We start from the raw sequence: 19,457 nt of genomic DNA on the forward strand, positions 1-19,457 counted from the left end.
TGTCCTTATGATGCGTTGGCGGTGATGCTGCGGATCGGCGTGAACAAATACGCCGCCGTGGCAAACAGCACCAGTATGATGCCACCACCGACGAACAATTGCGACAGCGAGACCAGCGTCAGTATCCATCCGGTGGTCGCCGCCGACAACGGCGCCAGTCCCATGAAGATGAACATGAAGATGCTCATGGCGCGTCCCATCATGTGCGGCTGGATACGGCGCTGGATCCACGTGAAGACGTTAATCTGCATATAGCCACCCAACAGGCCTAGCGACAGCATCAGCATGGACGCTTGCCACGCCGCGTGCACGAAGCCCAGCGGCGCGACGAGAACACCGGCGATGGCGTCGACCAGCAGCAGCATGGTGCCGAATTCCGCGAAGCGCAAATGCTTGCCGAATTTAGCGGCCATGCCCATGCCGATCAAGGTGCCTGCACCGTGTGCGCCCATCAGGATGCCGAAGGTGCTGGCGCCATGCAGGTCGCCGGCCAACACCGGTATCGCCACTTGCATCGCGCCGCCAATGAACAGCGACACCGTGCCCCAATAAATGAAGCACAGGCGCAGCGGCACATCGTCCCACACCATGCGCAGGCCTTCGCCGACTGAGCGCAGCACGGAGGACGGCGCTTGCGCTGCCTTCGCTTCCGGCGCAGCGGCATCGAGTGGCTGCACCTTTGCCAGCGTCCACGCGGAGACGATGAAGCTGATGCAGTCGAAGCCGAAGGCCAGCGCCAGGCCGCGCGCATCGCCTACGCCATTGCCATCGCTGCCTTTGCCGGCAATCGCCAGCAGGGCCGCCGCCATCAGCGGACCAACCAGCATGGACAACTGGCGTATGCCCATCAACACGCCGTTGGCCGCTTGCAGGTGTTCAGCGGGGATGGCCAGCGGCATGATCGAGGTCCCGGATGGGATACCGAACGCCTGCGCCAGACCGATGCCCAAGGCCAGCGCGTAGATCAGCTGCAGTGACAACTGCGGCGTCAGCGCGACGGTAAGTGAGAGCGATTCGCTGAGCGTGATGGTCGGCATGGCGTGGATGTTCAGCACCAGCAGCGTCAGCAAGGCAAGCAGCACCGCATTGGCGTACTTGCTGAGCATGAGCACGCGCTTGGGCGAGTAGCGGTCCACCAGTGCGCCGCCGAGCAGGATGAACACCGCGCGCGGCACGCTCATCAGCGCGATCACGAAGCCGAGCGCCAGCGTGTCGCCGGTGAGTTTGAGCACCAGCCACGGCAGGGCGATCATGCTCATCTGGTCGCCCAGGGAGGAGATGATGCCGCCGCGCGTGAGCCACTTGAAGTTAGCGTTTTGTTTTAGCGTAGTCATGAGTTGGAGGCGTTCATGCCGGCCACCAGGGCCAGCGCGTTGCTCAAATCGTCAAATTGTGCGGGCGGGCAGCTGCGCAGCAAGTCCTTGCTGATCTGCTCGGCGACAGTGACGGCGTTACCGAGCAGTTCGCGGCCGGTGTTGGTGATGGCAGCATACGCCACGCGGGCGTCGCGTGGATCTTGCTGACGTTCGACCAAGCCGATTTTTTCCAGCGGCAGCAGGCTGCGGGTGACGCCGGAGGCGGTCAGCGCCAGGCGCTCGGCCAGGTCGACGCGGCGCAGGCGGCCGCCCGGTGCGCGGCTCAGGTAGTGCAGCAGCATGAAGTCGTTGAAGCTGATGCCGTGGTAGCCGCCCAGTACCTGGTCGAGCCGGCGCACCAGCACGGCTTGCGCGCGTGCCAGGCGCAGCGTGAATTCCAGGCTGGCGCTGATGGTGTCTCGGTCCATGATATCCTCTCATTTTCTTGATTAATGCTTGAAATATACTTGAGTAATCAAGTAAATGACATTGAAATCTGTTGAATGTTAGTTTTTTGCCACATGCAGCCATCGCCGCGATAGATATGGTATCGTTTCCACATTCATCATTACATAACTACATAACAGGGGATAGAAATGCATATGGGAACCACCGAGATCTTCCTGATCGCGATGACCATTATTTTCAGTGTGCCGTATTTGATCTGGCGCCTGGGCGGCACCGATTACTACGCGCCGCTGGTGGTGGTGCAGATTATTGCCGGCATCCTGCTGGGGCCGGGCATCATGGGCCGCGCCTACCCGGAATACTATTCCTTCGTGTTCAACCCGCAAGTGGTGCAGTCGCTGAACGGCATCGCCTGGTGGGCGGTGATGATTTTCGTGATGATCGCCGGCGTTGAACTGGACCTGAAAAAAGCCTGGACCCACCGCCGTGAGAGCAGTATCACGGCGGGGTTGGCGCTGGGCACGCCGCTGCTGTTCGGCTGCATTGCCGCCATCGGCCTGGTTGGCTATGCCGGCTGGATGGGCCCGAAAGCGCATGACTGGCAGTTTGTGCTGGGCGTGGGCATGTCCTGTGCGGTGACGGCGCTGCCGATTTTGATCCTGCTGATGGAAAAACTGGAGATCCTGCGCCAGCCGATTGGCCAGCGCATCCTGCGCTACGCCAGCCTGGACGATATCGCCATCTGGGGCGTGCTGGCCGTGATCCTGCTGGACTGGGACCGCGTCGGCCGCCAGCTGGGCTTCCTGCTGGCGTTTGCCATCGTGACCAAACTGTTTCGTATGCTGATGGTGCGCATTGAGGAGAGCGACCGCTGGTACTTATCCTTCATCTGGCTGGCGGTGTGTGCGTTTGCGGCGGACTGGGCCGGCCTGCACTTCATGGTCGGCGCCTTCCTGGCTGGCGCAGTGATGGATGCTGAATGGTTCAACCAGGAGAAAATGGACTTCCTGCGCGCGAATGTTTTGATGGCGGTGATGCCGGTATTCTTCCTCAGCACCGGCCTGCGCACCAACTGGGCGATGGGCGGCTCGGCCGTGTTCCTGGTGGCTGGCGTGCTGCTGGTGGCGTCGGTGACGGGCAAGCTGGCGGGCATTCATGTGGCCGGCAAGATCCTCAAGTGGGAAGCGGGCGAGGCCTCCATCATCGGCTGGCTGCTGCAGACCAAGGCGCTGATCATGATCATTTTCGCCAATATCCTGCTCGACAAGCAGATCATCACCAGCGAAACCTTCACCGCGCTGCTGCTGATGGCCATCGGCAGCACCATGCTGACGGTGCCGGTGGTGGCGCCGAAGTTGCAACGTGTGAAGCAGCTGATCTTCAAAACCAGCTGAGTGAACTGATATAATGGCGGCATGAACGATACTACTCAACTCCCACCACTGCCGGATCGTCTGTCGATCGATCCGCGCAGCAAATTCCACGTTGCCGCCGTGTTTGAACACGATGTAGGCATCACCTTCAACGGCAAAGAGCGTAGCGATGTGGATGAATACTGCATCAGCGAAGGCTGGATCAAGGTCCCGGCCGGCAAAGCACTGGATCGTCACGGCAATCCGATGCTGATCAAGCTGAAAGGCGCGGTCGAAGCTTTCTACCGTTAAGCACCAATTGAAAAGCCACCGTCAGGTGGCTTTTTTTATTGCCTGCCGGCGTCGCCGCGCAGCTTGTCGAGCATCTCCAGCGTACCCGGATTGAGATTCATGATCCCGTGGTAAGCGCAGTATTCGCAAAACGCTTCTTCAGGCGTCATAGCAGCGATGCTGCTGTCGGAATGGCCTCGGCGGCGTAGCGCGCGCAAGCAGGCGGCATCCATATTTCTGGAGTTCATGCACTTTCTCCCTTTTGAATCTGATAAGGTTGGTGGTGGGTACGACTAACTGTAATTATTATAATTCGAAATAATGCCATGCGGCAACAAAATTGGCTTTTCTTAATTAGTCGAAACAATTTAATACGCTGGGTGGGGGCGGTAGCGCTGCTTTTTGGTGTGCCTGCCGTGGCGGCGACGCCGCTGACGCTGGTGACGGAGGAGTTTGCCCCCTACAGCTATCGTGAGCACGGCAAGGTCACCGGCTACGCCACCGACGTGCTGGAAGCCGCGCTGGCGCATGCCGGCATCGACCACAGCGTACAGATTTATCCATGGGCGCGCGCCTTCCAGATGGCCAGGAGCCAGCCTAACGTCCTCATCTACAGCATCGTGCGCACGCCCGAGCGCGAGGAGCTGTTCCAGTGGGTGACGCCGCTGGCGCCGCGCAGCGTTTATCTGTACAAGCTGGCATCGCGGCGCGATATCAAGGTGCGCACGGTGGAAGACCTGCGCCGCTACCGCATCGCTGCCAACCGTGGCGACGTGGTGGAAGAACAGCTGCACCAGTTGGGTCTGAACGCGGACCTGGGCGCGCTGGACGAAACCAATTTGCGCAAGGTGGTGGTAGGGCGGGTGGATTTGATGGTGGCGTCCGAACGCACGCTCAAGGACTTATGCCAGCGCATCCAGGTGCGCTGTTCGCAGCTGGAGCGCGCCATGCCGATGCCCGGCATGGGCGACTACTACGTGGCGGCCAGCCTCGGCACGCCGCCAGCCACCGTGCAGGCCGTGCGCACCGAGCTCGAAAAACTGAAGAGCTCAGGCTTCATGCAGCGCACGGCGGACAAGTACGGTTTGACGCTCAGGTAGCCGCTTGCGCTTGCGGCGCGGCGGCGACCGGCAAGCCGCGCGTCAGGCGCCACAGCAGGACGGCTGCGATCAGCGAAGTGCACACCACCACGTAGCCAATGCGGTCGAAGTGCTGCAAATGGCCATCCGGCGCTTGCGTGACGATGTGACCGGCCGCCAGTGACGCCAGGCCGCCGGCCAGCTGCTGGATCGAGGCGCTGATGGCATTGTAGGAACCGCGCTGGGTCATGCTCGGCACCGTCGACGAAATCGCCTGGAATGGAATCATGCGCGAGAAGATACCGACGAACAGCACCGAATTCACCAGCACCAGCAGCCACAGCGGTACATGGCCGAGATGGGTGTACACCACGACCATCGTCATCGACAGCACAGTGCCGAACAGGAACACGCGGAACTTGCCGACGGCATCGGCCGCGCGGCCGATCATCGGGCCGATGAAAATCGTGCACAGGCCGGTGACCAGGTACACGGTTGGCAAGTGCTGCAAATCGATGCCCATATTGTTGACGATGTAGGCGCTGCTGAACGGCATCAGCATGAAGCCACCGATGGTCAGCAGGGCGGTCACGCAGAACGCCAGCAGGTAGCGCTTTTCCGTCACCGTGTGGTACAGGTGCATGAAGGCGCTGTGCTCTTGCGGCTGCTTGAGGTGAGCGTCCACCGGTTGCAGCTTCCACGCCACCAGCAGGCCGCCGATGAGGCCGAAGGCCGCCATGGCAATGAAGGGCACGTGCCAGTTCCACCGGTTCGATAAATAGATGCCGGCCGGGATGCCCAGCACCTGGCTGGCGGCAAACGCGGTCTGGATCAGGCCCATCACACGGCCGCGCATTTGCGGCGGGAACAGGTCGGTGGAAATCGCCAGCACCACGGAGCCGATCACGCCGCCGAACAGGCCGGTGAACACGCGTGCGGCCAGCAGACTTTCAAAGCTCTGCGCCAGGCCGCACCAGACGGTGCCGGCGATGAACCCGGTGTAGAAGAACAGCAGCAGCTTTTTGCGGTCATAGCGGTCGGCAAAGCCGGCGGTCAGCAGACCGGAAATGCCGGCGCTGAAGGCGTAGGCCGACACTACCAGGCCAAACTTGGATGGATCGATGTGCAAGTCCGGCATGATCAGCGCGCCCAGCGGCGACATGATCATGAAATCGAGAATCACGGCAAACTGCAGGAAGGCCAGCATGGCCACTACAGTTTTCTGGTAGCCGCTGAACGGCTGCGCAGGGGTTTTTTGCATTGCTTATTCTTTCGTTTCGTTAGGCGCAGGGCGGCAGAAATTGGCGCGGTTCTTGAAGAAGGCCTGGCGCTCTTCGGGCGTCATGGCTTGCCAGCGCTGCCAGTGCTCGCGCTTCTCGTGCCAGTTGCGGTGATGGCCGCGGAAGCCGCCGAACAGGATGCGGCAGAGTAGCAGCAATCCGAGGGCTTGCCAATAATTCACGGCATTGGCGCCGGGGAAGATGGCTGGGATCAGCCAGTTCCACAGCCCCATCACAATCAGGCCGAGCACGCCGGCGCAGGCGAGGATGAAGATGCCCTTCATCAGTTTGAATTTCTTGTAGCTCATGTCGTGGTGACGCATTTTGCAGGTACTCCTTTCATTCGTCGTACAGGGCTTGCAGGCGCTGGCGCAGGTACAGCACGGCGTAGCGCTTGCGAGCCAATAAAGTGTTGATCGAGACGCCGGTTTGGGCCGCCATCTCCTTGAAGCTGATGCCGTCCAGTTCGTGCGCGATGAACACCTCGCGCTGGTTGGCGGGGAGTGCTTCGAGCGCGTGCTGCAGTTCTTCCAGCAGCATGGCGCGGGTGTAGGCAGCCTCGGGGCCGTCGTCGGGCGAGGGCAGCATCAGGTCGAGGCGGCAGTCGTCGTCCTCGTCGTTGTGGGACGAGGCGAGGTCTTCCAGCGCCACTTCCTTCTTTTTGCGGAAGCGGTCGATGATGCGGTTGCGGGCGACACGGAACAGCCAGGCGCTGGCCTGCTCGATCGGATCGGGCAGGCGGTAGGCTTGAGTGAATTCGTAGAACACGTCTTGCAGGATATCGTCGGCGTCGGTCTGGTCGGCCACGCGGCGACGGATAAAGTTCCACAAGCGCGACCGCTCCCGCAACACCGTCGCGGTGATGTCCTGATCTTGGTCGGATGTTGTTATTGGTGCAGTCATAGACTGGAAGACGATGCTCGGACTGGAATATTGTGCCGTTCTGAAAACTCGTGCGAATTATGCTTCGACCTCTCGCCGAAATTGATTGAGTCTTCTGTCAATGTGATGAGGCCATTCACACTTTACGGTCTTACGCCATGATTGAGCAGTCTTTTTTTGTAGCTATCCAGCCCAAGTAGCTTGAGTTGTTCGAGGATTTCTTCAGCCGTCATCGCTGCGCCAATGCGTTCCAGAGATCGCTTCTTCACACTAGCTTGAGCTGGCGTAGTTTGTGGATCAGCTGGACTACGTTGTGGACCTGTAGCTTGCGCATGACGTTCTCGCGGTGCTTGTCGACGGTCTTGGCCGACAGGTTGAGCTGGGCCGCGACGTCGGTACTGGCGTAGCCTTGATAAATCAATTGCACCGTCTGCAGTTCGCGTGCCGTCAGTTGCTCGTCGCAGATGGCGATTTGCTGTTGGACCGCATCGTTGAGCACGGTCTTACCACTCATGACTTGCGCGATACTGCGCAGTAGCTCGGGACCGGAGCAGTCCTTGAGCAAGACCGCATCTGCCCGCGCATCGCGCAACTGCTTGAGGACGATGCCGGAATGGGTGCCGGTCAGCGCGATCACTTTCAATTTCGGATAGCGCTGCTTGCAATACCCCAGCGTCGCTGACGATTCACCGCCCGGCATGTGGTAGTCGAGTATCAGCAAGTCGATCGACTGCTGCTGCAGCGCCGGCTGGACTTCGTCGAGGCTGGCGGCCTCGGCCACCACGCGCATCCCTTCCTGGCTGTGCAGCAGCAGCTTGAGGCCTTGCCGGAAAATAGTGTGGTCGTCAGCTAGCAGGATATCCATAAAGATGTCGCTCGGGATGGTGATAAAATAATGATAACATCCCAGGGGGCGGCATTGTTTGCAAGATTCATCACATTGATATTGCTGTTGTGCTGCTGCGCCGGCCGCACGCTGGCCCAGGGATGTGCCGAACCGGCGGACGGCCACGCCGGTTTGCGTGGCTGCGTGCAGCCATTGCCGGATGCGGTTGCCGCGCAAGTGATGGCGGGCTTGGGTGTGCCGATGCTGGCCGGCGGCGAATGGTACCGCATCGATGTTTCCACCAGCGGCGGCGCGCGCCTGCTGGATCTCAGCATGCCGGCGGCCTACCGGGTGCAGGTCTACCAGGTGCAAGGCGGCCGGGCACGCAGTGTGCTGGCGCTGGACGCCGCCAGCACCTATGCCGACCGTCCGGTCCGGCATCGCCGCCTGATGGCGCCGCTGTCCCTGGCGCCCGGCGTGGCCACGGTCTATGTGTTCTACCATACCCACGGCAGCATGCCGATGCTGGCGCGCTGGTGGCGTGCCGACCAGCTCAATGCCGACGACACGGAGACCCATCTGTTCAGCGGTCTGGTGGCCGGCCTGATGCTGGCGATGGTGCCGGTGGCCGTGCTGGGCCTTGGCGCCCGTCGCGTGCTGGGCTACCGCATGTATGGCATCTTTGTGCTGACCAATATCTTCTTCGTGGCGCAGGTCGAGGGTTACAATTTTGCCTTCCTGTGGCCGCATGCGCCGGCCTGGAATATGCTGGCTCCCGGCGCGCTTGGCGTGCTGGCCTTGATGGCGCATGTCGGCTTTGCGATGGACTTTTTCCAGATGCGGACCAGCATGCCGCGCCTCTACCGCTGGCACCGGACGCTGCTGTTGATTGGCGTGCTGCTGCTGGCCGCGCACCTGCTCCACCCGCTCGACGCGCTACTGATCATGCTCACGCTGGCCTATGCCGTGTTCGGCTGCATGGTCGCTTGCGTGGGCGTGGTCCGGCGCATCGAGGCGGCGCGCTTTTATTTGCTGGGCGTGTCGACGTTGCTGGCTATCCCGTTGATGGTGGCGGTCTTCGTGGTCTTCAAACTGGAACCGCCGCCGTTCTTTTCCATCCAGGCCGTCCCGAAATTTAGCTGCCTGTTCAAGGCCTTGCTGTTCGGCGCGGCGCTGGTCAGCCAGGTCGAGCGCTTCAATGCGCATCTGGCCGAGAGCCGCTTGCGCCACTTGGCCGAGACCGAGCAACTGCTGCTGGCGGAGCAGACCAAACTAGCGGCGCTGGAGCAAGCCAACGAACGCTTGCTACGGCTGGCGTCAGCCAGCCACGACATCGCCCAGCCGCTGGCTTCGCTGCGGCTGGCGTTCAGCGCGCTGGGCTCGCAAGACGGTCCGGTCGCCGCGCATATCGACACCACGCTGGCCTATGCGCAATCCCTGCTCAAGGATTTGATCGAGCAGGCGCGGCAAGACCAGCGCTTGCCCGAATCGATCGTGCTGGCTGCCGTTTTTGGGCAGCTGGGACTAGCGTTCCAGCCGGCTGCTGAGGTCAAGGGCTTGCGCCTGTCGGTGCGCGCCAGCGATGTACGGGTGACGGGCTCCTCGCTGCTGCTATATCGCATCTTGGCCAACCTGCTGGCCAACGCGGTGCGCCACACGCCCAGCGGCCGCATCGTGCTGGGCGCGCGGCGCCGTGCGGATGGCGTCGAAATCCAGCTGTTCGATACCGGGCCGGGCATTCCTGCACCGGCGCGCGAGCGGCTGCTGCAACCGTTTGAGCAAGGCGGGCAGGGCGAAGGCTTCGGCCTGGGCCTGTTTATCGTCAAAAACCTCTGCCAGCAGTGCGGCTACGCCCTGCGCATCGCGTCCACGCCGGGACGCGGCAGCTGCTTCGCCGTTTTCATCCCCTCAACGTTGATGTGTTGACAAAAATACGGTGATTTCCGTATTTCCCCGCCGAACGGCCATGACTACAGTGGCTGAACTCAACCAAAGGGGAACTCAACATGAAAACTACCGTCCAGTCCATGCTGTCCGTGTTCGCTTGCGCTGCCGCCTGTGCCGCGCTGCCGGCGCGCGCCGACATCATCACCTTCGATAACGCCGACCTGGCGCATGTGGCCGTGCGTCCGACCATCTTCACCACGCAAGGCTTTGTGTTTACCGCGCTCGATTACTTGGGGCTAAGCGGCGGCGTCGATTCGTATAACAACGGCACCACGGTGCTGACATTTGCACCGCATGACATCGTCTCTGGCACCGAGACCAATGCCGTCACCTTCCGCCGCCAGGATGCTGGACTGTTCAATCTCAACAGCCTCGAATTTTCGCCGGGCGCTTACGCCGGGACGAGCGTCAAGCTGGGTATCAAGGGCGTGTTTGCCAATGGCTCGACCGTGTCGGGAGTCGTACAAACCAGCAACGTCGGCTTCCTGACACCAGTCGACTTCGTGGGTTGGACTGGCCTGGCCTCGGTAGTCCTGACTGGCAACCTGCTGAGCCAGAGCTACGTCCAGATCGACAACATCAACGTATCGGCAGTACCGGAACCGGCGAGCTACGCAATGCTGTTTGCTGGTTTGGGCTTGCTCGGCTTCGTGGCACGGCGCACCCGGAGTGCATGAATGCACCACCGCTGGCGCCCGGACTGGCGTCTAAACCTGCTGTTCCAACCCAAGGGATATCCCATGAAATATCATAAAAAACTCAGCTCCATCGGCGCCGCGCTACTGCTGGCTGCCACCACCTTGCCTGCGATGGCCAGCACGCCGCTGGCCGGGCGCGACCAGATGTTCCATGCGGTTGCTGCCACCGATGCGAATGCCGTCTACTTGTACGACGCCGATGACAACATTACCTGGCTGCGCACCACCACTGGCGCCAATGTGATGACCTTCGATCAGGCCAATAACTGGGCCACCCTCAACTGGGGCGGCTTGACCGGCTGGCACTTGCCAACCGCTGGCGAGACCTATGATCCCAGCTACTACCCGAGCACCGCCAAGGGCGTCGGCTCGGAGACGGCACACCTGTTCTACGACCTGCTGGGCGACCAGCCGGCCGTGGATCGCTTCGGCAATCCGCAGATCCCCGTGCGCAACAATGGCCCGTTTGCCAGCCCGGATGGGATTCCGGCGCTGGTCTGGCTGTCCGGCACCCATGCCACGCATGCCGATTACGCCTACGCCTTCAGCTTCTTCGCCGGCTTCAACACCGAGTTGCCGAAGACTGCGCTGATCGGCGCGATGGCGGTGCGGGACGGCGATGTGCTGGCCGTGCCGGAACCAGAAACCTATGCCATGCTGCTAGGCGGCCTGGCGCTGCTGGGGCTGATCTCGCGCCGCCGCCGGTCTTAGTCTTCCGACAGCAAGGCGTTGTAGATCAGCGCACCGAGGATGGCGCCAGCAATCGGCGCCACCCAGAACAGCCACAGGTCACCCAGCGCGCCGGTTTGGGCGAACAGTGCCGGGCCGGTGCTGCGGGCTGGATTGACTGAGGTGTTGGAGACCGGGATCGAGACCAGGTGGATCAAGGTCAGGCACAGGCCAATGGCGAGGCCGCCGAAGCCACCCGCAGCACGCTTGGCGGTGGCGCCGAGGATGACTAGCAGGAACACCGCCGTCAGGACCACTTCGCAGACCAGCACGGAGAGCAGGCTGTAGCCACCCGGCGAATTGGCGCCATAGCCGTTCGAGGCGAAGCCGCCCACGCCGCTGAAGCCCGCTTTGCCGGAAACGATCAGGTACAGAACAGCGGCTGCGGCAATTGCGCCCAGCACTTGCGAAATGATGTAGCCGGGTAGTTCGCTGGCGCTGAAGCGCTTGCCGATCACCAGCCCGACCGATACAGCAGGGTTGAAGTGGCCGCCCGATACCGGGCCGAAGGCATAGGCGCCAGTCACCACTGTCAGGCCGAAGGCGAGCGACACGCCCAGCAAACCGATGCCCAGACCAGGAAACGCCGCCGCCAACACCGCGCTGCCGCAGCCGCCCAGCGTGAGCCAGAAGGTGCCGAGAAACTCCGCCGACCATTTTTTCACATTGCTCATCATTGCCGCCTTTAAATGTTATCAAGGTGCTCAGCATAGCATTAAATGTTGTCAAAAAGAGTATGTGGGATTAAAGTCCAGGATTACTAATTTGACAGGAATGGCGATGCGGACTTTGCTTCTGGCAGCGATGATGTTTCCCGCCACCGTGCTGGCGCAGGCGGAGGGCGGTGTTGGTTATCCTACCGTCGCCGCTGCGTTGGAGGCGCTTAAGGCGCGCAACGATGTTTCGATTTCCGCGCAGGGCGGCTGGACTATTGTTGAAGAAAAGGGCGCCTCGACCATCTGGTCATTTACGCCAGCCGATCATGCCGCGCATCCCGCAGTGGTGCGACGTCAACTGGTGCAGGAAAACGGTGGCGTCAACATGAAGATGACTGCGCTCTGCCAAGCCAGTAAAGCAGCCTGCGACAAGCTGATGGAAGAGTTTCAAGCGATGAATGCGCGCATGGCGGAGAGCCTTTCCCCGAAGTGGCAAGCTAGCAGCGAACAAAAGGAGCGTGTCGAAGCGCTAAGCCGCAAATACTTCTCATTGAAGCAGGGCGGGCAGTATCAGGAGGCGTATGCGATGCTGAGCGCAGCCCAGCAACAGCAGATGTCGTTTGCACGCTGGAGTTTACTGGCGCAGGACTTCAATGCGCGGGCTGGCCAGCCAATCAGCCTCGACATCAAGAAGGTCACCTGGTATCACAATCCGCCGCAGGCCGCGCCCGGCACTTACGCGGCAGTCGATTTTTCCGGCGCGCACGCCAATACCAGCCTGTATTGCGGCTATATCGTCCTCAGCGAACAGGCCGATGGTTCCTTCCTCATCATGCGCGAAGAGCAGAACGTGATCGACAAGGAAACCGCCAGCAAACTTAAGCCCGGCGAGACGGATGCCATCCGTTTGCAGTTCAAGTGCAAATAAAAAAGCACCATGTGAATTGAGGAATTTAATGAGACGTACGGTCAAGCTCCCTTTTTTTTCGGTGCTAATGTTGAATTCAATAAAGGCAACATTTTACCACCCCGGAATGAAGGAGTTTTCTCATGAAATTATTCTCACACGCGAAAAAACTAGCTAGCCTGCTGCTGTTCTGCCTGTGCTTTAGCGGCATGGCCCAAGCGGCAATCAAGATTGAGCCGCGCTACAAGTACCAATTTGTCGGCACCTGCAACAACGGCTGCAAGACCGCGGGCAGTGAAGTAACCGCCACCCTGTTGCTCAATGCTAGCTATCATCCCGGTACTGCGCTGGCGACGACGGACTTTTATAGTTTTAAACTCCTTACTGACTACTATGCACAAAGCATGTCGGCGTCGTCGATAGGCAAAGGCAGCGATTTTACTTTTAGCGGGGTCTTGCCGTGGGGAAGCGACGAAGCCAATTTCTACATCAACTGGGTTTCCGGCACCTATCGGGTGGCGGGCACTAAATACGATATATTCAATAGCATATCAACCCGGGCTAATGGTGCGTTCACCTCGGTTACGGATGCTGAGTGCTGCGACTACCCATTCAGGAAGTATTCCCAGGGCATCAGCGGTGTCTGGACGCTGGTTGCAGGTCCGGTGCCGGAACCGGAAACCTACGCCATGCTGCTCAGTGGCTTGGCACTGCTGGGACTGGCGACGCGCCGGGTGCGATAGGTCCGTTGGAAGTAAAAAAAAAGCCACCAAGTTTTGCCTTGGTGGCTTTTTTAATTAACGGTCGCCGTAGCTGCGACGTGGACGGTCGCTGTTGTACGGGGTGCTGGCTTTGAAGCCTGGACCTTTGTAGCCTTCGCTCGAACCGCTGGCGCCTTCACGGCGTGGTGCGCCGCTTGGCTTGCTGAACGAACGCTGGCCTGGCTTGGCGCCGCCGCGGTTGTCGCCCGGCTTCCAGCCGCCTGGACGCGAGGTGCGTGGTGCCGCGCCGGTTTTCTTCGGCTCGTAGCCTTCAACCACGTTCACTGGAATCAGCTGCTTGGTGAAACGCTCGATACGCTTCACGTTCATGCCTTCAGCGTGGTTCACCAGCGAGATCGCCAGACCGTTGCGGCCAGCACGGCCGGTACGGCCGATGCGGTGGACGTAGTCTTCCGGGAACTTCGGCAGGTCGTAGTTGAACACGTGGGTGATGGTCGGCACGTCGATACCGCGGGCGGCAACGTCGGTGGCGATCAGGATCTTGACCGAACCGCGGCGCAGGCTGTCCAGGGTGCGGTTACGCGCGCCCTGGTGCATGTCGCCGTGCAGTGCGGCAGCCGAGAAGCCGGCGATGTTCAGGCGGTCGGCGATGGTGTCGGCGTCACGTTTGGTGGCGGTGAAGACTACCGCCTGGTCCAGCGATTCGTCGCGCAGCAGGTGGTCCAGCAGGCGGTTCTTGTGCGACAGGTCGTCAACGAAGTGCACGCGCTGGGTGATGTTTTCGTGCTTGTTGGCCGCGCTCATGATCTGGATGATCTGTGGCTCTTTGGTGATGCGGCGCGCCATGTTGCCGACCACGCCATCCAGCGTAGCCGAGAACAGCATGGTTTGACGGGTCGATGGGGTCGCTTCGACGATTTTCTCGATGTCGTCGATGAAGCCCATGTCCAGCATGCGGTCGGCTTCGTCCAGCACCAGGATTTCCAGTTGCGAGAAGTCGATCTTGCCCGATTCCATGTGGTCGATCAGGCGGCCAGGGGTGGCGACCAAGATCTCAGGATTCTTGGCCAGCAGTTGCATCTGCTTAGGGTAAGGCATACCGCCCAGGATCGACACGGCCTTGATGCGGCGCAGGTTGACGCTGTACTTGTCGGTGTTGGTGGTGACTTGCAACGCCAGTTCGCGGGTTGGGGTCAGCACCAGCATTTTTGGCTGGGCAGCTTTGAAACGTGGACGCTCGTTGCGGGCACGGGCGGCTTGCGCTTCTTGATTAGGAGTTTTGCCGGCAGGGGCCGGCTCGATAGCGGCCAAACGGTGCAGCGACGGCAGCATGAAGGCTGCAGTCTTGCCGGAACCGGTTTGGGAGGATACCAACAAGTCCTTGCCTGCGATCGCTGCAGGAACTGCCTGCTGCTGAACTGGAGTCGGCGCGGTGTAGCCGGCGTCGGTCAGGGCTTTAATGATGGACGTGTTGAGACCTAGTGCTTCAAATGTCATGCTTTTCTTTCGTAAAAATGCAGCGCCCACGCCGAAGCGGAACGCGAAATAGCAACGCCTACCAATACGAAATGACTCAATCAAAATCGAAAGAAATTTCGGCACAAAAGCTTTGCGCCGGGACGGTGTCTCAAATGACGACACCAGAGGCGGGAGGGCTTTATAAGGGCATCCTAATGATGCGCTGTGAGGCTTGCGTAGCTGCGTAAATCCAACTGGCTGAATGTTCGATAGCTTCCTGCTATCAACTTATATGCAGAATTCAGCACAAGGCCAGTATTATGCCCTAGTTTCGCCATCTTGTATAGGCCGCATTGCCGTCAGCTGGCCAGGCGCTTGAGCAGGCGCTCGAAGCGCATGCTGGCGAGGTGGGCTTTTTCCAGCTGGGTTTCGCTGATCGGCTCTGCATGCGGCCCAGCAGGCTGCTCGTCCTGGCCGAACAGACTGGTGGTATGGCGGATGCGGGCCGACATGAATACCGTCAGAGCGCGGTAAAAACGGGCGGCGAAGGGGGCGTCGGTGTTCAGTTTGTCGCGCAGGCGGGTGTGGGAAACGCGCAGCGCCGAGGCGCCCTCGTTGGCCTGTACCGAAGCGGTGGTGCGGGCCGGATCGACCAGCGACATCTCGCCGATGACTTCGCCGCTATGGAGTTCGGTGACCAGGTCGCCATTGCGGGCCCGTACGGAGAACGTGCCGTCGAGTACCAAGTAAATGCTGTCCACCATGCCGCCGCAGGGAATCAGTTCGGCGCCGACGGGATAGCGCAGGCGGTCGCCGGCATTGGCGAGCCACTCTACGTCTTCATCGAGCAGTTCGCTAAGGATGAACAATACCTTACGCATACGCGCCGGAGCCGGCGAGATCATTCTGTTCACGTGCAACCCTAGTTTGAATGTTGTTTATAGTTTCACAAAGTATAAACTTTTTTCACGCCAGGGAATATCTTTCAGATAAGAAAAAGCCCTGCAAGCAGGGCTTTTATTGCATGGCAGCGACAGGGACTTACGCGTAGTCTTCCGCGTTCAGGCCCATCACGTGCGAGAAGCCGCCGTCGACGTAGGTGATTTCACCGGTGATGCCCGATGCCAGGTCCGACAGCAGGAAGGCGGCGGTGTTGCCAACTTCTTCGATGGTGACGTTGCGGCGCAGCGGTGCGTGCGACGAAGCAAAGCCCAGCAGCTTGCCGAAGTCCTTGATGCCCGAAGCAGCCAGGGTCTTGATCGGGCCGGCCGAGATGCCATTCGAGCGGATGCCGCGCTTGCCCAGGTTTTCCGCCAGGTAGCGTACCGATGCTTCCAGCGAGGCTTTCGCCAGGCCCATGGTGTTGTAGTAAGGGATGGCACGGACGGCGCCCAGGTAAGACAGGGTCAGTACCGACGAACCTTCTTTCAGCAGCGGCAGCGCAGCTTTGGCCAGCGCTGGGAAGCTGTAGGCCGAGATGTCGTGGGCGATGCGGAAGTTTTCGCGGGTCAGGCCGTCCAGGAACTCGCCAGCGATGGCTTCGCGCGGCGCAAAGCCGATCGCGTGCACCAGGCCGTCCAGTTGCGACCAGCTCTTGCCCAGGTCAGCGAACAGAGCGTCAATTTGTTCATCGCTGCCGACGTCGCAGTCGAACACCAGGTTGCTGCCGAATTCGGCCGCGAATTCCGTGATGCGGTCCTTGAAACGCTCGCCGACGTAGGTGAAGGCCAGTTCGGCGCCTTCGCGTTTGCAGGCCTGGGCAATGCCGTAGGCGATGGAACGGTTCGACAGCAAACCAGTGATGAGGATTTTTTTACCTTGCAAGAACGCCATAGGGACTCCGATTGCAACTGCGTGCTCCAGCTGGCTCAAACGAGCTGGCTGGCGACGTCAGTGGGGTTGTGTTTTTTTAAGACCGAGATTGTAGGACGAGACCGCCGCAACTGCAACCTTTGTCAGTGATTGCTCTTGCGGTGGCTCTTGGATTTGGCGGCGTCGCGGGGGACATGTGCTTTGACCAGCGATACCTTGGCATGTTTATAGCCATTGGCCGATTTGCCACTATTAGCGCGTTCGGCTTCGTATTCCACGGTGGCGGTGTTGGCCACGTCCGGGGCGATGTCGAGATTGGCCGAGGTGGAAATCTTCGGTACCAGGATGGTCGAACCGGCTTTCAGCACGGTTTTTTGCGGGATATTGTTGGCTTGGCGGATCACTTCAGGCGAAGTGTGGAAGCGCGAGGCCAGGGTGCCGATGCTTTCACGCGCGCTGGTGATCTTGTGCGTGGTCCAGGTTGAGAGTTCCTTGGTCCATTGGGCCAGGTTCAGGTGGAACTTCTCGGCGTTTTCCTTCGGTAGCAGGATCTTGGTCTGCTCGTCGCCGGTGATGACCGGGCGCTTGAACTGTGGATTCAGGGCCTTGAATTCGTCTACCGACAGCTCGGCCAGATGAGCCGCCACGGTCAGGTCGATATCGCTAGTCTTGTCGACCGCCGTGAAATACGGCTTGTTGTCGATGGCTGGCAGGCTCAGGCCGAATTGCTGCGGGTTGGCGACGATGTTCTTCACCGCTTGCAGCTTCGGCACGTAGTTGCGGGTTTCGGCTGGCATCAGGTCGGCCAGGCTTTCGAAATCGGTTGGTTTGCCGGCGGCCTGGTTGCGCTTGATGGCTTTCTGCACCGAGCCTTCGCCCCAGTTGTAGGCGGCCAGGGCCAGCTGCCAGTCGCCGAACATATCGTACAGGCGTTGCAGATAGGTTAGGGCGGCGTCGGTCGAGGCCAGGATGCCGCGGCGCTCATCCTTGAAAGCATCCTGCTTCAGGTTGAAATCGCGGCCGGTGCCCGGCACGAATTGCCACATGCCGGCCGCGTTGGCGCTGGACAGGGCGTTCGGATTGAACGCGGATTCGATGAACGGCAGCAGCGCCAGTTCGGTCGGCATGCCGCGTTTTTCCAGTTCGGAGACCACGTGGAACAGGTACAGCGAAGCGCGGGCGGTGGTGCGGGCAATGTAGTCCGGACGGGTGGCGTACCAATTAGCATGCTTCGCGACCAGCTCGTTATTCACATCGGGAATCGCGTAGCCGCTGCGAATGCGGCCCCAGACGTCTTTTTCGCGGAAAGCCTCTTCATCGACCGCCTTGGCCGGCTTGATGGTTTTCAGGGAGGTGACATCAGGGATGGGGGATTTCGGCAGGGGAGACAGCGCGGTGGTGACCGTCGGCAGGCCCGGCGCCTCATCGTGCGCCTGGGCCAACGCCGGCGCGAGTAGCGCGATCAGTGCCGCCAGTGCTGCAGATTTTGGAATTCGTGCTTGCATAGTTTTCCATGGTTGGCGACGGGAAACATCGCGTGGACTATGAATTAAACGTGGAGTGTACGAAGGTCACCGGGTCGAGTCAAGAAATATGTCATCCATATGACTAATTCTTATAAGCAAGAATTCACCGTAAATAAGGCCGAGATCGCAGCAAATTTGCGTACAATCCTGTTTTTGAGCAGTTACCGAGGAAGAGCAATATGAGTAGTCCCATCGATCGCGACGTGGTCATCGCCGACACCGTTCACTGGATGGAAAAGGCCGTCATCGGCCTGAACCTGTGTCCGTTCGCCAAAGCGGTGCACGTGAAAAAGCAGATTCGTTACGTGGTCAGCGAGGCGGAAACGCCGGAAGAGCTGCTGGAAAAGTTAATGGAAGAATTACAGTATCTGGCCGACGCCGATGCTGAAAAAGTCGACACCACGCTGCTGATCCACCCGAACGTGCTGACCGACTTCTTCGACTACAACGAATTCCTCGACGTCGCCGATGCTGCGCTGGAAGACTTGGGCCTGGACGGTTTCCTGCAAGTGGCCAGCTTCCACCCGCAATACCAGTTTGCCGATACCGATGAAAACGACATCGGCAACTACACCAATCGTTCGCCCTATCCAACGCTGCACCTGCTGCGCGAAGACAGCATTGACCGCGCAGTCGAGGCTTTCCCGGACGCGTCTGATATTTTCGATAAAAATATTGAGAAGCTGGAGCAGCTCGGGCATCAAGGCTGGGCGAAATTGATGGAAAAGCCACTCATGGAGAAGCCATGAGCGATGCGCCGATTCGTCCCGACACGCCCTGCGTGGCGGTATGCTCGACCACCTTTGATGAAATCTGCCGCGGCTGCGGCCGCACGGTGGTCGAGGTGGCGCACTGGGTGGCGATGACTGCCGACCAGAAGGAACTGGTCTGGCAGCGCATCCTGGCGCAGGGCTACCCGCGCCGGAACACCTGATTAATAGCTACCGATAAAATCTTTCTTGCCGATTTCCAGGCCGTTGTGGCGCAGGATGTCGTAAGCGGTGGTAGCGTGGAAGTAGAAGTGTGGCAGCGCGTAGTGGAACAAATAGGTCTGACCCACGAAGTGCTTGGTCTTCTCGCCGCTGCCGGTGGTGATGGCGCGGTCTTCGCTGCCTTCGATTTGCGCTTGCGGCACGCTGTTGATGAACTCCAGCGTCTTGACGATGCGCGCTTTCAGGTCGGCGAAGCTGGCTTCTTTGTCTTCATACGATGGCACTTCCTGGCCGCCCAGGCGAGCAGCTGCGCCTTTGGCGAAGTCGCAGGCGATCTGGATCTGGCGGGTGAACGGCAGCATGTCCGGGAACAAACGGTATTGCAGCAGTGCGGCCGGGTCGATCTTCTTGTCGGTGGCGTGGGCTTCGGCCTTTTCCAGGATGGTGTGCAGGCTATTCAGGATCTGCTTGAACACAGGAATGGAGGCGGAGTACATGGAGAAGGTGGTCATGGCGGTTCCTATGTGTGGGGAAAAGAGTCGCGATCATAGCGCGGCTGAGGGATTTTTGCTCGTGCCGGCACTTTTCCCTCATTTT

At 60.1% G+C, this 19,457-nt stretch carries 23 protein-coding genes; 10 read left to right on the top strand and 13 right to left on the bottom strand.

What is annotated here, in order from left to right; all coding sequences use genetic code 11:
- Window positions 1-5: 5 nt before the first annotated feature.
- Together GTP46_RS14875 and GTP46_RS14880 are read right to left on the bottom strand one after the other, a co-directional pair.
- Window positions 6-1,334: an MFS transporter gene (locus GTP46_RS14875; RefSeq protein WP_161007407.1), complete on the bottom strand. Its 1,329-nt coding sequence runs from the start codon at window positions 1,332-1,334 to the stop codon at window positions 6-8.
- Entirely contained in the window at window positions 1,331-1,783 is a 453-nt protein-coding gene (locus GTP46_RS14880; protein ID WP_202414275.1) for a MarR family winged helix-turn-helix transcriptional regulator, read from the bottom strand. The genes GTP46_RS14875 and GTP46_RS14880 overlap by 4 nt, the downstream gene beginning before the upstream one ends.
- Before the next feature lie 168 nt (window positions 1,784-1,951).
- On the opposite strand from GTP46_RS14880, the gene GTP46_RS14885 reads away from it, so the two are divergent.
- Window positions 1,952-3,157 carry a cation:proton antiporter gene (locus GTP46_RS14885; RefSeq protein WP_161007408.1) on the top strand — a complete coding sequence of 402 codons (1,206 nt, stop codon included), beginning with the start codon at window positions 1,952-1,954 and terminating at the stop codon, window positions 3,155-3,157.
- A gap of 21 nt (window positions 3,158-3,178) precedes the next feature.
- Window positions 3,179-3,427, top strand: coding sequence for a DUF3297 family protein (locus GTP46_RS14890; RefSeq protein WP_161007409.1), 249 nt, complete (start codon window positions 3,179-3,181; stop codon window positions 3,425-3,427).
- Between the two features lie 35 nt (window positions 3,428-3,462).
- Here the strand turns inward: GTP46_RS14890 and GTP46_RS29475 are convergent, their stop codons facing one another.
- Window positions 3,463-3,654, bottom strand: a complete 192-nt coding sequence (locus GTP46_RS29475; protein ID WP_202414286.1) for a hypothetical protein — start codon at window positions 3,652-3,654, stop codon at window positions 3,463-3,465.
- 168 nt (window positions 3,655-3,822) lie between these two features.
- On the opposite strand from GTP46_RS29475, the gene GTP46_RS14895 reads away from it, so the two are divergent.
- Entirely contained in the window at window positions 3,823-4,506 is a 684-nt protein-coding gene (locus GTP46_RS14895; RefSeq protein ID WP_161007410.1) for a substrate-binding periplasmic protein, read from the top strand.
- Here the strand turns inward: GTP46_RS14895 and GTP46_RS14900 are convergent.
- From GTP46_RS14900 to GTP46_RS14915, 4 genes are all read right to left on the bottom strand, one after another.
- Window positions 4,499-5,746: an MFS transporter gene (locus GTP46_RS14900; protein WP_161007411.1), complete on the bottom strand. Its 1,248-nt coding sequence runs from the start codon at window positions 5,744-5,746 to the stop codon at window positions 4,499-4,501. The two genes, GTP46_RS14895 and GTP46_RS14900, sit on opposite strands and share 8 nt — an antisense overlap.
- A 3-nt stretch (window positions 5,747-5,749) precedes the next feature.
- A complete protein-coding gene (locus GTP46_RS14905) occupies window positions 5,750-6,088 on the bottom strand; it encodes a hypothetical protein (RefSeq protein ID WP_371869667.1) in 339 nt (112 codons plus the stop codon).
- A 16-nt stretch (window positions 6,089-6,104) separates the two neighbouring features.
- Window positions 6,105-6,668, bottom strand: coding sequence for an RNA polymerase sigma factor (locus GTP46_RS14910; RefSeq protein WP_161007412.1), 564 nt, complete (start codon window positions 6,666-6,668; stop codon window positions 6,105-6,107).
- 244 nt (window positions 6,669-6,912) lie between these two features.
- A complete protein-coding gene (locus tag GTP46_RS14915; RefSeq protein WP_161007413.1) occupies window positions 6,913-7,512 on the bottom strand; it encodes a response regulator in 600 nt (199 codons plus the stop codon).
- A gap of 75 nt (window positions 7,513-7,587) precedes the next feature.
- On the opposite strand from GTP46_RS14915, the gene GTP46_RS14920 reads away from it, so the two are divergent.
- The 3 genes from GTP46_RS14920 (at window position 7,588) to GTP46_RS29825 (ending at window position 10,829) form a co-directional block, all read left to right on the top strand.
- Window positions 7,588-9,399: a sensor histidine kinase gene (locus GTP46_RS14920; protein ID WP_161007414.1), complete on the top strand. Its 1,812-nt coding sequence runs from the start codon at window positions 7,588-7,590 to the stop codon at window positions 9,397-9,399.
- Between the two features lie 80 nt (window positions 9,400-9,479).
- Window positions 9,480-10,097, top strand: a complete 618-nt coding sequence (locus GTP46_RS14925) for a PEP-CTERM sorting domain-containing protein (protein ID WP_161007415.1) — start codon at window positions 9,480-9,482, stop codon at window positions 10,095-10,097.
- Window positions 10,098-10,160: 63 nt separating this feature from the next.
- Window positions 10,161-10,829 carry a PEP-CTERM sorting domain-containing protein gene (locus GTP46_RS29825; RefSeq protein ID WP_229258951.1) on the top strand — a complete coding sequence of 223 codons (669 nt, stop codon included), beginning with the start codon at window positions 10,161-10,163 and terminating at the stop codon, window positions 10,827-10,829.
- Here the strand turns inward: GTP46_RS29825 and aqpZ are convergent.
- Window positions 10,826-11,524, bottom strand: coding sequence for an aquaporin Z (gene aqpZ / locus GTP46_RS14935; protein WP_161007416.1), 699 nt, complete (start codon window positions 11,522-11,524; stop codon window positions 10,826-10,828). The two genes, GTP46_RS29825 and aqpZ, sit on opposite strands and share 4 nt — an antisense overlap.
- Window positions 11,525-11,621: 97 nt before the next feature.
- On the opposite strand from aqpZ, the gene GTP46_RS14940 reads away from it, so the two are divergent.
- Entirely contained in the window at window positions 11,622-12,431 is an 810-nt protein-coding gene (locus GTP46_RS14940) for a DUF4019 domain-containing protein (protein ID WP_161007417.1), read from the top strand.
- A gap of 122 nt (window positions 12,432-12,553) precedes the next feature.
- Window positions 12,554-13,153: a PEP-CTERM sorting domain-containing protein gene (locus tag GTP46_RS29480; protein WP_202414276.1), complete on the top strand. Its 600-nt coding sequence runs from the start codon at window positions 12,554-12,556 to the stop codon at window positions 13,151-13,153.
- Between the two features lie 54 nt (window positions 13,154-13,207).
- On the opposite strand, the gene GTP46_RS14950 is transcribed toward GTP46_RS29480, so the two are convergent.
- The 4 genes from GTP46_RS14950 to GTP46_RS14965 form a co-directional block, all read right to left on the bottom strand.
- A complete protein-coding gene (locus tag GTP46_RS14950; RefSeq protein ID WP_161007418.1) occupies window positions 13,208-14,629 on the bottom strand; it encodes a DEAD/DEAH box helicase in 1,422 nt (473 codons plus the stop codon).
- Window positions 14,630-14,949: 320 nt separating this feature from the next.
- Window positions 14,950-15,471: a cyclic nucleotide-binding domain-containing protein gene (locus GTP46_RS14955; RefSeq protein WP_161007419.1), complete on the bottom strand. Its 522-nt coding sequence runs from the start codon at window positions 15,469-15,471 to the stop codon at window positions 14,950-14,952.
- Between the two features lie 160 nt (window positions 15,472-15,631).
- The gene (gene fabI / locus GTP46_RS14960; protein ID WP_161007420.1) at window positions 15,632-16,423 is read right to left on the bottom strand and encodes an enoyl-ACP reductase FabI; all 792 of its coding nucleotides are present in this window, start codon (window positions 16,421-16,423) and stop codon (window positions 15,632-15,634) included.
- 122 nt (window positions 16,424-16,545) lie between these two features.
- Window positions 16,546-17,907, bottom strand: coding sequence for a transglycosylase SLT domain-containing protein (locus GTP46_RS14965; RefSeq protein ID WP_202414277.1), 1,362 nt, complete (start codon window positions 17,905-17,907; stop codon window positions 16,546-16,548).
- 200 nt (window positions 17,908-18,107) lie between these two features.
- Here GTP46_RS14965 and GTP46_RS14970 point away from each other — a divergent pair, with 200 nt between their 5' ends.
- Complete coding sequence (locus tag GTP46_RS14970; RefSeq protein ID WP_161007421.1) at window positions 18,108-18,677, top strand: DUF1415 domain-containing protein; 570 nt, start codon at window positions 18,108-18,110, stop codon at window positions 18,675-18,677.
- A complete protein-coding gene (locus tag GTP46_RS14975; protein WP_161007422.1) occupies window positions 18,674-18,862 on the top strand; it encodes a DUF1289 domain-containing protein in 189 nt (62 codons plus the stop codon). The genes GTP46_RS14970 and GTP46_RS14975 overlap by 4 nt, the downstream gene beginning before the upstream one ends.
- Here the strand turns inward: GTP46_RS14975 and GTP46_RS14980 are convergent, their stop codons facing one another.
- Window positions 18,863-19,372 carry a DUF1993 domain-containing protein gene (locus GTP46_RS14980; RefSeq protein WP_161007423.1) on the bottom strand — a complete coding sequence of 170 codons (510 nt, stop codon included), beginning with the start codon at window positions 19,370-19,372 and terminating at the stop codon, window positions 18,863-18,865. It abuts the gene before it with no gap.
- Window positions 19,373-19,457: the final 85 nt, after the last annotated feature.

The sequence above is a fragment of the Duganella flavida genome (assembly GCF_009857445.1).
GTDB classification, from domain to species: Bacteria; Pseudomonadota; Gammaproteobacteria; order Burkholderiales; family Burkholderiaceae_D; genus Rugamonas; species Rugamonas flavida.

Excerpts from the sequence above, each read along its gene's own strand:
- aqpZ (WP_161007416.1), bottom strand. The coding sequence starts at position 11,524 with ATGATGAGCAATGTGAAAAAATGGTCGGCGGAGTTTCTCGGCACCTTC.
- GTP46_RS14905 (WP_371869667.1), bottom strand. The coding sequence starts at position 6,088 with ATGCGTCACCACGACATGAGCTACAAGAAATTCAAACTGATGAAGGGC.
- GTP46_RS29825 (WP_229258951.1), top strand. The coding sequence starts at position 10,161 with ATGAAATATCATAAAAAACTCAGCTCCATCGGCGCCGCGCTACTGCTG.
- GTP46_RS14925 (WP_161007415.1), top strand. The coding sequence starts at position 9,480 with ATGAAAACTACCGTCCAGTCCATGCTGTCCGTGTTCGCTTGCGCTGCC.
- fabI (WP_161007420.1), bottom strand. The coding sequence starts at position 16,423 with ATGGCGTTCTTGCAAGGTAAAAAAATCCTCATCACTGGTTTGCTGTCG.
- GTP46_RS29475 (WP_202414286.1), bottom strand. The coding sequence starts at position 3,654 with ATGAACTCCAGAAATATGGATGCCGCCTGCTTGCGCGCGCTACGCCGC.
- GTP46_RS14965 (WP_202414277.1), bottom strand. The coding sequence starts at position 17,907 with ATGCAAGCACGAATTCCAAAATCTGCAGCACTGGCGGCACTGATCGCG.
- GTP46_RS14890 (WP_161007409.1), top strand. The coding sequence starts at position 3,179 with ATGAACGATACTACTCAACTCCCACCACTGCCGGATCGTCTGTCGATC.
- GTP46_RS14980 (WP_161007423.1), bottom strand. The coding sequence starts at position 19,372 with ATGACCACCTTCTCCATGTACTCCGCCTCCATTCCTGTGTTCAAGCAG.
- GTP46_RS14915 (WP_161007413.1), bottom strand. The coding sequence starts at position 7,512 with ATGGATATCCTGCTAGCTGACGACCACACTATTTTCCGGCAAGGCCTC.
- GTP46_RS14955 (WP_161007419.1), bottom strand. The coding sequence starts at position 15,471 with ATGCGTAAGGTATTGTTCATCCTTAGCGAACTGCTCGATGAAGACGTA.
- GTP46_RS14885 (WP_161007408.1), top strand. The coding sequence starts at position 1,952 with ATGCATATGGGAACCACCGAGATCTTCCTGATCGCGATGACCATTATT.
- GTP46_RS14875 (WP_161007407.1), bottom strand. The coding sequence starts at position 1,334 with ATGACTACGCTAAAACAAAACGCTAACTTCAAGTGGCTCACGCGCGGC.
- GTP46_RS14880 (WP_202414275.1), bottom strand. The coding sequence starts at position 1,783 with ATGGACCGAGACACCATCAGCGCCAGCCTGGAATTCACGCTGCGCCTG.
- GTP46_RS14940 (WP_161007417.1), top strand. The coding sequence starts at position 11,622 with ATGGCGATGCGGACTTTGCTTCTGGCAGCGATGATGTTTCCCGCCACC.
- GTP46_RS14970 (WP_161007421.1), top strand. The coding sequence starts at position 18,108 with ATGAGTAGTCCCATCGATCGCGACGTGGTCATCGCCGACACCGTTCAC.
- GTP46_RS14900 (WP_161007411.1), bottom strand. The coding sequence starts at position 5,746 with ATGCAAAAAACCCCTGCGCAGCCGTTCAGCGGCTACCAGAAAACTGTA.
- GTP46_RS14950 (WP_161007418.1), bottom strand. The coding sequence starts at position 14,629 with ATGACATTTGAAGCACTAGGTCTCAACACGTCCATCATTAAAGCCCTG.
- GTP46_RS14975 (WP_161007422.1), top strand. The coding sequence starts at position 18,674 with ATGAGCGATGCGCCGATTCGTCCCGACACGCCCTGCGTGGCGGTATGC.
- GTP46_RS29480 (WP_202414276.1), top strand. The coding sequence starts at position 12,554 with ATGAAATTATTCTCACACGCGAAAAAACTAGCTAGCCTGCTGCTGTTC.
- GTP46_RS14910 (WP_161007412.1), bottom strand. The coding sequence starts at position 6,668 with ATGACTGCACCAATAACAACATCCGACCAAGATCAGGACATCACCGCG.